Origin of the sequence: Clostridioides sp. ES-S-0006-03 (genome assembly GCF_020662275.1) — a bacterium.
Lineage (GTDB): Bacteria > Bacillota > Clostridia > Peptostreptococcales > Peptostreptococcaceae > Clostridioides.
This window is the reverse complement of record NZ_JADGMM010000005.1, coordinates 343,168-360,803: the sequence shown is the minus strand read 5'-3', so window position 1 is coordinate 360,803 and position 17,636 is coordinate 343,168. Positions and strand designations below refer to the sequence as shown.

Here is a 17,636-nt window from a genome sequence, read left to right as displayed (position 1 = left end):
ATCTAAGTTTAATAACCTTTACTTTAAGTTTATAAGTTATAAATATTTAAAAGAGCTATATGTCTTTAAAAACATATAGCTCTTTTTTAACTATCTTCTAATTTTTATATTCTGATATATCCTATAATAATTCTTTATTATAAGTCTATATCCATTCTTTCAACATAGTGACAATTGACATCAATATGATTTAAAAAAACCAATAACCTTTCATAAAGTGGATGAGATTCTTCTCCATATTTGGATTCTAAGTTTTCACCTATTTCCCTAACAGTCTTTTGACCATCAATTTGTAAAAATACAAAACTAGAATATTCATCTAGCTCTATTTTTTTATATTTAGGTATTCTAGCTTTTAACTTTCTAAAAAACTTTTGAATCTTATGGTCCTGTTTTTCAAGTATAGTTACAATACCATTTTCATCTACTTCATATTCAAGTCCATCAGTAATTTTAAATACAATATCTAAAACATCATTACTCTTGCTCATTATTTTTTACTTTAGATAAAATGATAGGTAATGTTGTAAGTACAACTAAAACTATTAATAAAGCAATTGCCATTGAATTTGTAGCAGCAAAACCACTTGGTACTTTTGGAGTTATAACTCCAGTTACTTGTAATATTATACCTATTAAACCAATGATAGATCCACCTGCAACAAGACCAGAAGATAAACTTATACCATTAGAAACTTTAGCTTCTTTTTCTTTTTCAGATTTAGATACTAGTTCAACAAATAAACGAATTAATGCTCCAACTAATATTATAGAAGTTGTTGCTATTGGTAAATAGAATCCTATAGCTATAGTCATTATTGGTAAGTTTAATGCATATAACACAATTGCCATAAATACTCCAACAATAATCATAACCCAAGGTAAACTACCTGACATAATACCAGAAGTTAATGTTGACATTAAGTTTGCTTGTGGTAATGCAAATTGTACATTATCACCAGTAGCTTTAAGTTGGTCAGAAAGTAATAAGATTACTCCTACAACAACTATAACACCAACTATACTTGCAACTGTGAAGTAACGTTGCATTTCATTTTTGCTACCACCAATGATGTAAGTTACTTTTTGAGATTGAGTATATCCTCCAGCTATAGCAATAGCAACAACTATAAATGACCCAAATAAAAGTAATGATTTATTAGCTTCTAAATCAGTCCATCCCATTATAACAAATACTAATGTTACAATAACTAAAGAAGCTATAGTCATACCAGAAACTGGAAGATTTGATGTTCCTATTGTTCCTGTTAAACGTCCAGCTACTATGACGAATAATAAAGATAATAAAAGAGATATGATAGCTCCAATAATTGCCATAGCAATATTACCAGAAATCAAGAACGCTGCTAAGAACCCAACTACTACTCCACCTAATAAAAGTATCATTTGTATAGATGAACCTTCTTCTGCATCTCCAGTACTTGATTTAGCTTTAAGTGTTTCTTTTATAGAAGCGATTATAGTTGGGATAAGTTTTATTGCACCAATAATACCTCCACAAAGCATCATACCAGCACCTATATATTTTACATAACTACTAGATATAGCTCCAACATCCATTTGGTTAAGAGGCATTGCAGGATTATTCCATACCATAGCTCCATCTTTAGCCATATCAGTAAAGTAACCTATTAAAGGTGCAATACCAAAGTTTGATAAGATACTTCCTGCAAACATTGTTAAAGAAACTTCAAGCCCTACTATAAACCCAATTCCTAAAAGTAGAGGGTTTACTTCAATATCAAATTTCCATTTGTAGAATTTACTTCCTACAAGACTCATTACATTGTTTGCTACATTTAAGAATGAACCAGTTAATACAGTGATAAATCCACTTATTACAAATCCAATTCCCATGTATTTAATTGAGTCTCCACCAGCCTCTGAAGCAACAAGTGTTTCAGATATAGCCATTGATTCTGGGTACATAAGTTTACCATGTTCTTCAATTATTAAATAATTGTGAACTATTGCTGCAACTCCTATACCAAATAAAACACCACCAACTCCAACAGCTAAGCCTTCTAAAAATGTGATTTGGCTTCCAATTAAGATAACTGCTGGTAATACGAAAATGAATCCACTTGCAACAGATTCCCCACCACTTGACATACCTTGGATTAAGTTCTTACCAAGAATACCCTTTTGGCGAGCAAATGCTCCAACAAAAGCAGAACCTATTATAGCTCCTGGAATACCTGCTGCAACTGTAAGACCAGCTTTCATTCCAGAATAAGTTGTAGATGCGGCAAAAATGGCAGCTAAAATGATACCGATAATCAATACAGCTACATTTCCACCGGTTCTGGACTTATCTGTGATGTATGGAACGTAATCTTTTCCACTAACCTCACCATAAGCTCCCTTAGGTAATTTTTTGTTCATAAAATTTTCACCCCTTTTCAGTTTGTATATATTATAACATATATACATATAAAACTTAACTTTTTATTATTTTACAAATAGCGAGTAAAAACTACTAAAATTTAATCCCATATTATTAATTTCTATTTTTAGATATTTTTATGCTAATTTTCTTTTTATTTTTCGATTATACTAAAAAGGATTAAGATAAAAAATAAAAAATTTTTTTATATTAAAATTAAATTTGTTATAAAAACACTTTAAAACACGGAAAAGTATAAAAAATACAATAATCATCCTTATAAACAGATTTTCACCACAGTAAAAATGTACAGAAAATTCTTTCTTTTATGTCAATTGATTCATTCTTGAAAATAGGTGTCATAAAGAAACTTCTATAGTTCCTTTATAACACCTGTCATAATACAAAATCACTCTGGCAATGCCCTTTTATTTACTTTTCCAATTGGTGTAACTGGTATTTTATCTATCCTCATTATTATTGTTGGAATCATGTATGGAGGTAAATGCTCATTTAAATATTCTCTAACTGTTATGTCATTTATTTTTTCACTATCCTCATCATCAATCACATAATATGCACATATATACATATCTCCATCCTCATTTGTTCTTGAGATACAAACAACACTTTTAATTTCTGTAATATTGTTTATTATGTTTTCAATCTCATACAGCTCTATTCTAAATTCATCAATTTTTACTTGATTATCCATCCTACCAATATAATCCAAATTTCCATCATCTAGCCATCTTACCAAATCACCAGTTCTATACATTAATTTATTATGTTCACAAGTTTTGTAAGGATTTTCTACAAATACTTGCTCTGTTAAACCTTTTTTATTTAAATAGCCTCTTGATATTTGGATTCCTGATAGACAGAGTTCTCCTGGAACTCCAATTGGGCATAGTTTATTTTTTTTATCTAATACATATGCATAAGTATTAAAGATTGGCTTACCTATTGGTATTTTCCCATACTCTTTATCCACATGAAAAGAAGTTGATACAACAGTAAATTCTGTTGGTCCATACTCATTATATAACTCATAGTTACGTTTTCTATATCCTTTTAATCTTTCTCCTCCTGTCTGCACAATCCTAAGTGAACTGTTGTTACAGTTTTGTATAAATAATCTTGCAAACGCTGTTGGTAATGCTAATATAGTTATATCATTTTCCTCACAATACTCATTTACTGTATATTCATCAAATTTTGCTTCTTCTGGCATAATGTTTATTGAAGCACCCATCAATAGATATGGAAATAGTTGTTTCATTACAGCATCAAAACTAAAACTTAAATATATCCCACATATATCACTTTCTGTAGCACTTATAGCTTCTATACTATAATAACACATGTTTACTAAACTCTTATGCTCTATAGCTATAGTCTTTGGTCTACCAGTTGACCCTGATGTAGATATTGTATATGCACAGTTTGATGGTGTTATTTTTTCAGTTAAGTCATATCTAATTTTAAATATATCTTCATCATTTATATCAATTACTATTGTGTTTTCATTTATAACCTTACATCTAAGTTCGTCTGTAGTTATTACTACTTTTGCATTACTATCTTCAAGAAGGTAATTTAATCTTTCTTCTGGATTACTTGTGTCTATCGGGAAGAATGCTCCTCCTGATTTCATAATTCCTATGGCTGTAACAATTATATTAATGTCTCTTGGCAACATTACAGCTACTATATCTTCACTTTTTACCCCTATATAATTTAAATAACCTGCAAGTCTATCAGTTAACTCATCAAGTTCTCTATATGTCAAATTTCTATTTTCATCTCTGGCAGCTACATTATTAGGTGTTCTCTCAACTTGTTCCCTAAATAAATCAATATAACTTCTGTCATATGGTATCTCACATTGATTATCATTAAAATCTTTCAATAATATTCTTTCTTCTTTCTTACATACAAATTCTAAATCTTCTATTAAAATGTTATTATTCCTTATTATCTGCTCTATTATATAATCAAATTGATTTAATATCCTTCTAATAGTTTCTCTTTTGTATATAGATGGCTTATATTTTATTTTTATTTTTAATGCCCTTTTAGTATAAACTATTACAGATAAATCATATCCTTTTTTTTCTATGTCATAGTCATATGATAAATCAAAACTTTTAGCTACAAATATTGTATTTATAAGTTTAGTATTCAGATGATTTTTATTCTCTATATCTGATAATAAATAGTATCCATATTCTAAAGACCTACTCCATTGCCTTTTTAAATTTTTTACAACATCTATAAACTTTTCGCTTTGTCGAACCTTAACTCTTATAGGAATTATATTTATTGTTTTTCCAAAAACTACATCATCTTCATATGTATACTTTTGTAATATAAGTCCATAGATAGTTTCTATAATAGAACTTATGCTTATATTATTCATTTTAGAATATTGAATTAGTTTCTCATGTTTTTCAATATCAATCTTAAAAATTTCATCTACAACTTCGTCAGAACAATCTTTATAAAAAAAATCATTTGGAATTTTTGCTAGATTGGTATAATCATCTAACAAATCCATCCAATAATTCATAGCTCGTTCTAAATTAACTTCATACATATCAAAATTCCCCCTTACTACTAAATCTATAGAAAAAATTCTTTTGGAATTTCATTTTTTTAAATACAGAAATATATTAATAATATATATGCAAGCTCTAAACACATGAGCTTGCATAAACTTATACTTATATATTATGACTATTAAATTCGTAATATTTATAATGTTTAAAATATATTATAACACAGATATGATTTTATTTTCTTACATTTATATAATATATAAATTATAAATTGTTATTTAATTAATGTATAATTATATTGTTTAGAATATGATATATTATATTAATTAAAATTTTATAAGAATAAGTTATATTTATTGAAAGGAGCTTTACAAATGAACATTTATGCTCACAGAGGTTTTAGTGGAAAATATCCAGAAAACACTATTCTCGCTTTTAAAAAATGCTTAGATATGGATATATACGGAATAGAACTTGATGTTCACAAGACTAAAGATGGAAAAATTGTAGTTATTCATGATGAAACGGTCGATAGAACTTTTAATGGACATGGTTTTGTAAAAGACCTTACTTTAAGAAAACTAAAAACATTGAACTCATCCTTTGAGGGTTACCAAAACAATAAAGAATGTAAAATTCCAACTTTAGAAGAAGTCTTAATCTTAATTTCGCCTACAGACCTTATCTTAAATATAGAACTAAAAACTGACAAAGTAAATTACACTAATATAGAAAAAGATGTTTTGAAACTTATTTTAAAGTATAATATGAAAAACAGAGTTCTTATATCTAGTTTTAATAGTAATAGCTTAAAAAATTTTCATAAGTTAGAACCCAGTATAAAAACAGCTTTATTATGCTACTTACCTATAAATAATGTAGTTGAATTTGCTAAATTTCTAGGAAATAGCTATCTTCACCCTCCTTTAATTTTAGTAAATGAATCTCTAGTTGAACTTTGTCACAAAAATTTACTAGGTGTCAATGTGTATACTGTAAATGAAGAAGAAGATATGCTACATTGTCTATCTCTTAATGTAGATGGTATTTTTACTAACTATCCAGATATAGCTTTAAACCTTTTACAATCGAAGCAATATAGCTAGTTATATAGTAGTTTATACTCCTTGACTTTTATATGATTAATATGTACAATTTTATTAAATTTAGCTTGGAGGTATACTTATGGATAACTTATTAAATGAACTTAAAGCTTTAAAAAGTAATTTGGATAATTTACCAATAGAAAAAATAGAAAATTACGATTTGAGTAAAACAGTTTTATTTATAATTGATGTCAATAATGGTTTTGCAAAACAAGGTGCCTTATACTCTCCCAGAGTAGAATCTTTGATAAAACCAATTGAAATTTTCGCAAAAAAAATATCAAATAAACTAAATAAAGTAATTGCATTTACTGATTGTCATACACCTAAATCTATAGAACTTTTAAGTTATCCTGTTCACTGTTTAGAAAGTGATGTGGAAAGTGAATTGGTTGACGAAATTAAATCTATAGAAAATCTACAAGTTTTCCCTAAAAACTCTACTAATGGATTTTTCGCACTAGAAAATTTAGACTTTGATGGGATAGACAATATAATTATAGTTGGTGATTGCACAGATATATGTATATATCAATTTGCAATAACTCTAAAATCTTATTTTAATCAATATAATATCGAAAAAAATATAGTTGTTCCTATGAATTTAGTAGACACTTATGACATTCCTAATGTTCATCCTGCAGAGATTTTAAACCTAGTATTTTTTAATAGTATGCTTCAAAATGGAATTAAGGTATTAAAGGAAATTAGCTTATAATAAATACTTTATAGATTTATATAGGGATACAACTTTGATAATAAGATTGTTCTATACAAACATTACTTAATACAATTAATTTAACATAACTAAAGTATATAAATATAGAAATCGCAATTTAAATATTCTTCTATACATCTTCTGTAGGATAAATTAAATTGCGACTTCTATTTTTTACATAATACTAATCAACTATACCGCTTCAATAGTTAAATTTACTTTTTAATAATCGTATTTATTTGTAGTTTCACACATAACTACTTTTATCTTTTTATTAAACATATTCTTATATTCTAATAAAAACTCATTTAATTCTGAGTCCATAAGATTTATTTTTTTGTCACTACAAAGCATTATTTTTTCTTGATCTATTATTACATTAATATCATTTAAATCATTTTTTATGAATGTTGTTATACAACTCTTAGGTTGAATTTTTTCACCATATTTCTCATAAAATCCTGCACTCTTTTTAAACGATTCTAAATCTTCTGTAGATACTTTGCTGGAAGTATTATTACTCATAAAACCTGCTGTAGAAGGGTCGATTCCAAAGTTTCTAAGTTGTTTTTCTACTTCTTCAGTGTCCATACCATATCTTTCCATGAACTGTTTTTGTATTTTCATAAACTTTTCTTGAGATATGTCATTATCTTTCATATAATCAAATATTTTTCTTGAAAATTCAGCCATCGACATCTTTCCATCCATAACAGAAAAATATAAGTTATATATGTATTGCTCAAATTTATCTACATCAGAATCTTTAACTTTGTTTTTTAATTCGTTAAAGTCAATTATTCTATCATCAGACATTTTTTATCCTCCTAGCTAAATTTTTACTTGTATAAGATTATACCATACTTCTAATATATTTATATATACACTATTTTTTTAATTTAACCATTTTTTCTGTTGCATCTAATTCACACATTCTTCCTAAAGGAATAGTTATCATTGGTATACAGTGCCCAGATTGTAGATTATATATAGCTGGCTTATTAACCTTCTGCGCAAATTCCTCCAATAGTTCTATTAAATCTTCTTCTTTGATACAGTCTTTAAAATCTCCAAAAATTATACCATTACATTCATCCAGTTTTCCTGAAGAATACAATTGAGTTAACATCCTGTCTAATTTATATTGACATTCTCCAATTTCTTCAATGAATAAAATTTTATCCTTTGCATCTATTTCATATTTAGTTCCTATTGTAGAAATTATTAGAGATAAGTTTCCTCCCATTATTATTCCCTCTGCTTTGCCTTCACATACAGTATAAATCTTTTCTTCTTTTGGATTTTCTAAGTATAATTCATCTTTAAATTCTAAAGCATCTACTAGAGATTTATAAGTAAATTCATCCCATTTAGCTACATTCGCTGCCATTATTCCATGATATGGTAAAAGACCACAATTTTTATAAAAAGCTAGATTTAAACCTGTTATATCAGAAAAACCTATAAATGGTTTAGGATTTTGTTTTATTATTTCGTAATTTATTTTATCTAGTATTCTTGTTGTTCCATAACCTCCTCTTAAACACATAATTATATCTACTTCTTCATCTAAGAACATCTCTTCTATATCTCTTACTCTAATATCATCATTCCCAGCTAAATAACCTTTATAATTTAGTCCACAACTTTCAGAAAATTTAACTTTATAACCATACTTCTCCAAATTAAATTTTATTTCTCCTAGACTTATATTTCTCAATGGTCCAGAAGGCGCAATTACTCCTAACATCTAAACACCTCTTCTTCTAAAATGATATATTCTAATTTATGCTAAACATCTCTACTATAATTATAAGACATTTTATTTATACTTGATACAGAATAATGTTTTATATAGAATAATATAATTATAATAATTAAGAAAAATAAATTTTTAATTTTAATATAGTTAGGATGTGTTTTATGATTAATATTAAAGCTCTTTGCCATGATATAAATGATTGGGTTATAGATATTAGAAGAGATTTACACAAAACTCCAGAACTTGGCTTAGAAGAATTTCAAACTAAGAAAAAAATTATTAAATATTTAGATGAAATAGGTATAAGTTATATTGAATATGAAAATCACACAGGAGTAACTGCATATATAAATGTAAATCCAAACTTTGAGACAATTGCTATAAGAGCTGATATAGATGCTTTACCTATAACAGAAAAACTCAATCTTCCTTATAAATCCATTAATTTAGGTAAAATGCATGCATGTGGCCATGATGCACATACTGCTATTTTACTTGGCACTTGTAATATACTATTTAAATTAAAGGATTATTTAAATGTAAATGTAAAGTTTTTTTTCCAACCTGCTGAAGAAACCATTGGTGGCGCTAAACTTATGATAGAAGATGGATGCATGAAAAATCCAGATGTAAATTATATATTTGGTCTTCATGTAAATCCCAATATTGATAAAAGTTTAATTGAACTAAAATACAATACTTTAAATGCATCAACAGATACACTTTGTATAAGTGTATATGGCTCAAAATGCCATGGAGCTTATCCTCATCAAGGTGTTGATGCTATAGTTATCTCTGCTCATATCATAACTGCTTTGCAGACAATTGTCAGTCGAAATACAAACCCCACTGATTCTGTAGTTATTTCTTTAGGAAAAATTGAAGGCGGAATTAAAGAAAATATAGTTTGCGATAAAGTTGTTATAAAAGGAACCTTAAGGACTTTAACGCAGGAAACCAGAGATTTTTCAAAAAAACGAATTAGAGAAGTTTGTGATTTTACTTGCAAAACATTTGGTGGAAATATTGATGTTGAAATTGAAGAAGGTTATCCTTCCCTTATAAATTCAAATTCTCTTGTAGATTATGTTAAACAAAATGCAGTAGAATTATTTGGAAAAGAAAATATTTTGATTAAAGATACACCTACTCTTGGTGCTGAAGATTTTTCATATTTTTTGGAATATTGTGAAGGTGTTTTTTATCACCTTGGTTGTGCAAATCAGGGAAAAAATATTAATTCTCCTCTTCATACAGATACCTTTGATATTGATGAAGATTGTCTTATTACTGGTGTTATGCTTCATTCAAAAAATGTATTATACTTTTAATTATATGCTTCTATCTCCTTTTTATATTGACTCTCACATGGTGTTAGGGTTTACTCTAAAATTACAAATAACAAACCAAATAATTGGAGGTAATATTATGAAACAAATTTTAGTAAACCCTATAGGAAAAATACGTGTTCAAGGTGAAGAAATTTCTATCAAATTGGATAAAAAGTATATACCTGCATTAAAAGCACTTGATGAATTTAGTCATTTAAATGTAATCTGGTGGTTTGATGGATTTGATGATGTTGAAGCAAGAAGTATCTTAGAAACTCCAAAGCCTTATAAAAAAGCACCTGATGTTATGGGAATATTTGCGACAAGGTCACCTATTAGACCTAACCCAATAGCATTAACTACTGTACAAATTATTAGCATCGACCATGAGCATGGTATAATAAGAATTCCATATATCGATGCTAATGATAATAGCCCTGTTGTCGACTTAAAACCATATACTCCAAGTATTGATAGAGTTGAAAATCCCTCAGTCCCTGAATGGTGTAGTCATTGGCCTAAATGTGTAGAAAAATCAGGGGAATTTGATTGGGAAAATGAATTTGAATTTTAATTTATTTTAGATAGAGTATTAAATTAAAGGTAGAGTATTAAATTAAAAAATTCTAATTTAATACTCTACCTTATTATATTTTAATTCTATAAAATATTCGTTGTATTTCATTTTCTTGAATTATATAATTGATTTTATCCACTTTCATATTGGCAAATTATCTTGTATACTTAATATAAATAATTATAAAGGAGAATACTCATGACAATATTTAGTCTACAAGCAGCAAATTTATTTGGATGGATAGCTATTTATAGCCCCTTAAACATCTTCTTTTTTACTAATTCTATAGAATAATTCTATAATTCCACTCTTTCTCCTAATCTTAAAACACTACAACCATTAAACAAACTTAAAAATAATATCTATCAATGTTTTAAGTATGTTAAACTAGTAAATGTAGCTACTTCTGTGTTACAATTTTATATAAATATTGTATATAGCAATAATAGGATAATAGATACTAGTTAGTGTTATATTTCTAATATCAGTTATTTTTCAGTTACAGATTTAATAATAATTAATAATGAGAAATAATATTTTTCTACCTCTTATTAATTGTATGTTTACTGTTATCTGTTATTATCATTAATAATAAATTTAAGGGGGCTTATATTATGAAGTTATATTTAAGTGCCGATATAGAAGGTACTTGTGGCATTGTAAATTGGGATGAAACAAAGCTTGAATGTGAATTTTCACAACACTATAGAACACAAATGAGCAAAGAAATAGCAGCTGCATGTAATGGAGCTACTCAGTCTGGTATGCATGAAATACTTGTTAAAGATGCACATGATAGTGGTAGAAATATTAATCCAGATATTTTACCTGAAAATGTCAAAATCCTTAGAGGATGGACTAAAGACCCACTAGTTATGATGGCTGGTATTGATAAAAGTTTTGATGCATGTGTATTTACTGGCTATCATTCTGGAGCTACTTGTAATGGGAACCCACTTTCTCATACTATGGATATTGACTATGACTATTTTAAAATAAATGATGAAATAGCATCTGAATTTACTATAAATGCTTATGCTGCTGCATACTATAATGTTCCTGTAGCATTTTTAAGTGGAGATGAAATGCTTTGTGAAAGTGCAAAAAAACTAAACCCAAATATAATCACTGTTCCTGTTTCAAAGGGAATTGGAAATGGCTCAATTTCAATCCACCCAAATCTTGCACTAAAAAAAATAGAAGAAGGTGTTCAAGAATCTTTATCTGGAAATTTATCTAGACACTTAATAAAATTACCAAACAAATTTAAAATTGAAATAAAGTTTAGAGAACATTACAAGGCTTTTAAAGCTTCTTTTTACCCAAGTATGAAAAAAATAGATTCTCAAACAATACTATTTGAAACAGAAGATTATTATGAATTTTTAAGAATGTTGTTATTTATATAAATTTCATGTTATACATAAGGAGTTGATTAAGATAAGTAATAAAAGAAGGATTCCTTTAGGCGAATTTATTTCTGTATTTTTATTTTTTGCTGTTTTTTTTGGTATAACTTTTTGTATTTTCACTGTTATAGGAATTGGCTTCTTATCATTCTTAGGTTTTGAATATAAATCTCTTGGGTCTGTACTAATTTTCTTTTTAATATATTTTTGTATAACTACCCCAATTGATTTTCTATGCACTACCATTTTAGATATATTTAGATATGTAAACAAATTGCCGTATTCAATTTATAAATTTTGCGAATTTATAATTGATTTTATACTGACTTTTTTAGCTATGAACATAATTGATACATTTATGGATTCAATAATGATTCCTTTAAGTACAGAAATTTTATTTGCCTTACTTTCTTATCTCTTATCTGAATGCATGGATTTTTTTGATAAAGATAAGAAAAAATCTTAATAAAAAGATAGATTACTTAATAGACGATTTATATATGCCTATTATCTAATCTATCTTTATTTGTGTAATCTTTTATATTTAAAATATAGTTTCTTCTATTTCTTTAGTCATCTTTATAGCATCATCAAAAAATTTATCTATATGCACCACTTCATCACTCAATCTTGAATACTCTGCTGCAAATGCCATTACATGACTTTCTATAGCATCTTTTGCTGCTGCTCTTCCTTTTTCTAAGTCTTTATTTAAAACTAATTTAATAAATTCAGTTATGAGATTTCTATCATATTCTTCTACCATATCTTTCTTATTTGATGGATTTATAACTACTTCTTCATTTTTTCCAAATTCTTTAATTCTTATCTCATTTTTATTTAAATCTCCACCAACTTCTCCCTGACTAAACATCATCTTTATAGTTCTTCCATTTTCTTTAGTAAATGCACATAAATTAAAAGTAGCAGTTACTCCATTTTCAAATTGTAATATATTTACCATGTTATCTACTACATTATTATCACATCTGTAAACACATCTTCCATATGGACTTGTCTCAAGTATCTTTAAAAGATTCTCTTTTGTAGGATTTATATGCACAGCTCTATTTATATTTCTGTCATTTTCTAGGTAAATTTGTTTTGCAGAATATGGACATTTCTTTTCTACCAAACATTGAAGGCAATTCTGTGCCATTTCTCCCCCAGCATTTTCATTATTAAGATGCTTTAAACTTCCAAATGCAGAAATTTTTTTACATCTACTACCTACCAAATATAATAGAATATCCATATCATGACAACTCTTCGCCAAAATCAAAGGGCTTGTCTCATTACTATTTCTCCAATTCCCTCTAGTAAAACTATGAGCAAAATGCCAATAGCCTATATTCTCATTATATTGTATACTAACTAATTCTCCTAATTTTTTACTTTCTACAATTTCTCTTAATTTATTGTAAAATGGAGAATATCTAAGTACATGACAAATCATAAAAATCTTATCTTTATACTTCTCACATAGGTCATTTATATGTACTAATCCATCTAAACTATTAGACATTGGTTTTTCCAATAATATATGATAACCTTTTTGAAGAGCTAAACTTGCTACATCATAATGTCTATCATCATTTGTAGCTATTATGACTGCATCTGCCATTTTATCCTGTTTAAAGAATTCTTCTAGACTTTCAAATACATTTTTGCTATTTAAGTTATACTTCTGTGCAAATAATTCACGTCTTCCTTTTTTTGGCTCTGCTACAGCAACTATCTCACATGTATCAGAATTTTCATAAATATATGGAGCATATGCATATGTACCTCTATTACCTGCTCCAACCACAGCAACTTTTACTTTTTCCATACTTTAAATTATCCCCTTTATATTATTCTACTACTTTATTATATTCTATTTTTAAATATATTTGGATATTTTTGATAAAAGAAACAGCAGTTATAGTTTTTTACTTTTAACTGCTGTTTTAACTTAATATGCTATTCTTTTTTAGAATCATATTATTTATTTTTAATGTAAATTTTAATACCATTTTTATTTATTTTGCTTGTCAATTTCTTTTTCTAGCTTGTCTAATTTTTTATTGTATAAAAACATATAAAATGCTGCTGAAAAGACTATTACATATCCTACAACACTTAGCATATCTGGATAAACATTAAACAAGAATATACTCAAGATTGCTGAAAATATTATATTACTATAGTCAAATATAGAAATTTCTTTGGCTGGGGCATACTTATATGCTAAAGTTATACCAAATTGACCTAAACTTGCAAATACTCCACCTAGTAATAAATATACAAGTTGCATAAGAGTCATTGGTTCATACACTGCAAAAGCTATTGGTCCTACAGTAACTAATGAAAAAACTGAAAAGAAAAACACAATTGTATAATAATCTTCTCTATCTCCAAGAATTCTTAAACAAGTATATGCCATTGCTGCAAATACAGCTCCTGCAACTCCTCCTAGATATGGAATTACTTCAACACTAAATGTTGGTTTTATTATAAATAAAGCTCCTATAAATGCAATTATAATTGCCCCTATCTGTTTTATGTTTATTTTTTCTTTTAGAATAATTGCACAAAATATAACTACGAGAAAAGGACTCATTTTATTTAGCATATTAGCATCTGAAAGCATCAACTTATCAATTGCATAATAGTTAAATACGACCCCTAAAGTTCCAAAAATTGACCTATATAAAAGAACCTTCATATTTTCTTTTTTACCTGTTAAACTTCCTTTATGTTTTATGATTAGCCAAAACGCTATTATAGCCGATACCAAGTTTCTAAAAAATACTTTTTGAAAACTTGGTAAATCGCCTGCCAGTTTTACAAATGCAGACATCATTGCAAAACCAAGAGCTGATGCCATTATAAACATTATACCTTTTACTCGATTTGATTTGATTGTACTACTCATATTTACCTCTTTTCTATACAAATACATAAACCTATATTTAAAAACTACTTAAAAAACTAAAATTTATAAATTAAATAATAATTATCTAAATATTCCAATTTATACTATAATTAAAAGTATAAATTATGTCAAGTAACTAATAAATCTTTTCAATTAATAACAATAATAATTATAAGTAAAAAGTTATATCTTTTTATAGATTATTTGCCAAATATATAATATAATTTTATATAGTATAGACTTTTTTTAATTTATTATTTAGATTTTTAGTGGATTTTTTAATTATGGAGGTATTTAAAATATGGAAATAAAAAGATATGAAGGAACTGGAAGAATGAGTAGAGCTGTAGTTCACAACAATACAGTTTATTTATGTGGACAAACTCATGCTGAAGGAGGAGTAGTTGAGCAAACTACTGAAGTTTTAAATAAAATAGAAGATTTATTAAACAAATATGGTTCAGACAAACAACATTTACTATCTGTTACCATTTATTTAAGAGATATGAAGGACTTTGAAGCTATGAACTCTGTATGGGATGCTTGGGTTGAAAAAGGATTTGAACCTGCTAGAGCTTGTGTTGAAGCTAGACTTGCTAGAGAACACTTATTAGTTGAAATGAGCGTTGTTGCTGCTACAAAATAATTGTTTTAAATTTAATAAGCAAATATAATTACTTTAACCTATAAGGAGATATAGTATTGATTAATACTACATCTCCTTATTATTTAATTCATCAATTTAATTGTTTTCTATTGGCAATATCAACCTAGATGGATATTTTCCTCCATGATAAATTGTATTTTTTGCTTTTATATACTCAATACTATTATAACTATCTTCAGTGTTACTATTTTGGAATATAAAGTTTTTCGCACTAGATGTTATATCTAACCTAATTCTATGCCCAGTTTTAAATGTATTTGATATTTTTGAAGTTGTTATTGTAAACTTATAAATTTCTCCTTCTTCCATAAATTCTGACTTGTAAAAACTATTTCTGAATCTAGCACTTAGTATACCATCAGCTAATTTAATTGAGTTTCCATCTAAATCCACATCCATAATTTTTATAACCCAATCAGTATCTTTTGCCGAACTTGATGCAAAAAATTCCAACTTTATATCACCTGTTATAGTAAATTCTTCACTAAAAGCATCTGATGTGTAGCACAACATATCACTTCTTTTCTCCAAATCTTTATAATTATTTGGAACTCCCACTTCATTTTCTGACATATCAATCAACTGTATTGAAGGGTCTTTTGGATTATATATGTAACTATCATAATTTTCTTTTGAACATTCTTCAAAAGATAGTTTTCCATCTCCTAAAGATGTATTAGCATTTCCACCACTTATTAAATAGATACTTTTATCTATTTTATTTGCTATTGGCCAATTATCTGCCATCTTCCATTCATTCGAACCTACTGAATAATACTCTATTGGAGCAGTCTTATCTATATCATTTTCTACTCCTTTTAAATATTTATCAAACCATAATAGATAGTTATAGTCTACATCATATCTCAATGAATTATCTCCAAAAGGAATATCATTTATATCCCTTATCGTGTTTGAATTATGCATCCATGGACCTAATATAGCCTTTCTCTTTCCTCTTTCATAATTTTTTATTACATCCAAAGCTTCTGTAGTACCCATACCATTATCATCATACCATCCAGATATGACTAATGCAGGCACATTTATTTTATCTTTTTTTAGATGCCAATCCATCCTATCCCAATATTCATCCTTTTCTACTCTTTTTATCCACTCTTCTAAAAATTCTATTCTATATCCAAGTGCTTCAATAGGTATATTTTGTATCGGTCTTATATTTAAAACATCATCCCAGTCATCTCTTAGCATTTTACTTCTATCGACTTTACTTCTTGATACCATAAATGCCCATGCAAGCATTCCAGATACAAAAGCTCCACCTTTTCTTGGTATGTCAATGAAAGGACTACCTGCTGTAACTATACTAATTAAAGCTTTTAGGTGTTTGTTTCCTGAAGATGCAGCTGCCCATTGAACATAACCAAGATATGAGGCTCCCATCATTCCAACAACTTCATTTGACCAGTCTTGTGCTACTATCCAATTTATAGTACTATCTCCATCTTCTCTTTCATAAATCATAGGCTCCCACTTACCTTCTGATTCATTTCTTCCCCTAACATCTTGTATTACAACAGCATATCCCCTTTGTACATACTTATAATATATTTCTTTGTCATTTTCTTTTCCATATGGAGTTCTCATAAGAATTGTAGGTACTTTTTTAGTAGAGTCTTCAAACTTAGGAAGATATACATCTGTAGAAAGTTTTATTCCATCTTTCATATCAATCATATAATTTCCATCAAATTTTATAGGATATATCGCTTCATTCTTATGTGTTTTCTTCCACTCTTTTAATATCGTATAATCCTCATATTCATCCATAATTAGTATAGTACAAGTTTCCCTGGACAAGCATATAAAACCAACTATTTTATTATCCAAAATAATTACATCTAAAGGAAATTTTTTATTTCTTTGAACCCAGATATAGTCATTAAACTTAGAATATGTTTCTCCTAACTCATTTACAACCATACTTTTATCTGTGTTTATTAAGCTATTACTATAAACATTAAAGTTTTCAAATAAGAAGTTTAAATCTATTTTTGTAAGATTTAAATAATATATTCCTTCATCTTTATTCATAGGTTTTATTTCTTCGATTTCATTTGTAAAAGGATTTAATTTTTCAATAAGTAATGTTTCATCAAATACTACATTACCACTATACAAACCAGATATATATAACTTAAACTTTTTCAATAAAATTCA

Annotated in this window: 15 protein-coding genes; 7 read left to right on the top strand and 8 right to left on the bottom strand. The window is 27.4% G+C overall.

Going from position 1 to position 17,636, the window contains the following annotated elements; all coding sequences use genetic code 11:
* Positions 1-137: 137 nt before the first annotated feature.
* The 3 genes from IR151_RS09665 to IR151_RS09655 form a co-directional block, all read right to left on the bottom strand.
* Entirely contained in the window at positions 138-491 is a 354-nt protein-coding gene (locus IR151_RS09665) for a PqqD family protein (RefSeq protein ID WP_227434309.1), read from the bottom strand.
* Positions 478-2,406, bottom strand: coding sequence for an OPT family oligopeptide transporter (locus IR151_RS09660; protein ID WP_227434308.1), 1,929 nt, complete (start codon positions 2,404-2,406; stop codon positions 478-480). Before IR151_RS09660 ends, IR151_RS09665 begins: the two co-directional genes overlap by 14 nt.
* 410 nt (positions 2,407-2,816) lie before the next feature.
* On the bottom strand, positions 2,817-5,006 hold the full coding sequence (locus tag IR151_RS09655; protein ID WP_227434307.1) for an amino acid adenylation domain-containing protein: 2,190 nt from the start codon (positions 5,004-5,006) through the stop codon (positions 2,817-2,819).
* A gap of 336 nt (positions 5,007-5,342) precedes the next feature.
* Here IR151_RS09655 and IR151_RS09650 point away from each other — a divergent pair, with 336 nt between their 5' ends.
* Both IR151_RS09650 and IR151_RS09645 read left to right on the top strand, forming a co-directional pair.
* Positions 5,343-6,074 (top strand): glycerophosphodiester phosphodiesterase, encoded by a 732-nt coding sequence (locus tag IR151_RS09650; RefSeq protein ID WP_227434306.1) that lies wholly within the window; start codon positions 5,343-5,345, stop codon positions 6,072-6,074.
* Positions 6,075-6,153: 79 nt separating this feature from the next.
* On the top strand, positions 6,154-6,792 hold the full coding sequence (locus tag IR151_RS09645) for an isochorismatase family cysteine hydrolase (protein ID WP_227434305.1): 639 nt from the start codon (positions 6,154-6,156) through the stop codon (positions 6,790-6,792).
* A 222-nt stretch (positions 6,793-7,014) separates the two neighbouring features.
* On the opposite strand, the gene IR151_RS09640 is transcribed toward IR151_RS09645, so the two are convergent.
* Together IR151_RS09640 and IR151_RS09635 are read right to left on the bottom strand one after the other, a co-directional pair.
* A complete protein-coding gene (locus IR151_RS09640; protein WP_227434304.1) occupies positions 7,015-7,608 on the bottom strand; it encodes a DUF3867 domain-containing protein in 594 nt (197 codons plus the stop codon).
* Between the two features lie 70 nt (positions 7,609-7,678).
* A complete protein-coding gene (locus IR151_RS09635) occupies positions 7,679-8,542 on the bottom strand; it encodes a S66 peptidase family protein (RefSeq protein ID WP_227434303.1) in 864 nt (287 codons plus the stop codon).
* A gap of 173 nt (positions 8,543-8,715) precedes the next feature.
* On the opposite strand from IR151_RS09635, the gene IR151_RS09630 reads away from it, so the two are divergent.
* From IR151_RS09630 to IR151_RS09615, 4 genes are all read left to right on the top strand, one after another.
* Positions 8,716-9,885, top strand: coding sequence for a M20 family metallopeptidase (locus tag IR151_RS09630; RefSeq protein WP_227434302.1), 1,170 nt, complete (start codon positions 8,716-8,718; stop codon positions 9,883-9,885).
* Positions 9,886-9,982: 97 nt separating this feature from the next.
* Positions 9,983-10,459, top strand: a complete 477-nt coding sequence (locus tag IR151_RS09625; RefSeq protein ID WP_227434301.1) for an SAM-dependent methyltransferase — start codon at positions 9,983-9,985, stop codon at positions 10,457-10,459.
* A gap of 617 nt (positions 10,460-11,076) precedes the next feature.
* Positions 11,077-11,871, top strand: a complete 795-nt coding sequence (locus tag IR151_RS09620; RefSeq protein ID WP_227434300.1) for a M55 family metallopeptidase — start codon at positions 11,077-11,079, stop codon at positions 11,869-11,871.
* 22 nt (positions 11,872-11,893) lie between these two features.
* Complete coding sequence (locus IR151_RS09615) at positions 11,894-12,337, top strand: regulatory YrvL family protein (protein WP_227434299.1); 444 nt, start codon at positions 11,894-11,896, stop codon at positions 12,335-12,337.
* Positions 12,338-12,415: 78 nt separating this feature from the next.
* Here the strand turns inward: IR151_RS09615 and IR151_RS09610 are convergent, their stop codons facing one another.
* The gene (locus tag IR151_RS09610; RefSeq protein ID WP_227434298.1) at positions 12,416-13,702 is read right to left on the bottom strand and encodes a Gfo/Idh/MocA family protein; all 1,287 of its coding nucleotides are present in this window, start codon (positions 13,700-13,702) and stop codon (positions 12,416-12,418) included.
* Positions 13,703-13,888: 186 nt separating this feature from the next.
* Entirely contained in the window at positions 13,889-14,788 is a 900-nt protein-coding gene (locus IR151_RS09605) for a DMT family transporter (protein ID WP_227434297.1), read from the bottom strand.
* A 301-nt stretch (positions 14,789-15,089) separates the two neighbouring features.
* Between IR151_RS09605 and IR151_RS09600 the strand changes: the two genes are divergently transcribed.
* Positions 15,090-15,434, top strand: a complete 345-nt coding sequence (locus tag IR151_RS09600) for a RidA family protein (protein WP_227434296.1) — start codon at positions 15,090-15,092, stop codon at positions 15,432-15,434.
* Between the two features lie 96 nt (positions 15,435-15,530).
* On the opposite strand, the gene IR151_RS09595 is transcribed toward IR151_RS09600, so the two are convergent.
* A complete protein-coding gene (locus IR151_RS09595; RefSeq protein WP_227434295.1) occupies positions 15,531-17,627 on the bottom strand; it encodes a CocE/NonD family hydrolase in 2,097 nt (698 codons plus the stop codon).
* Positions 17,628-17,636 lie beyond the last annotated feature (9 nt).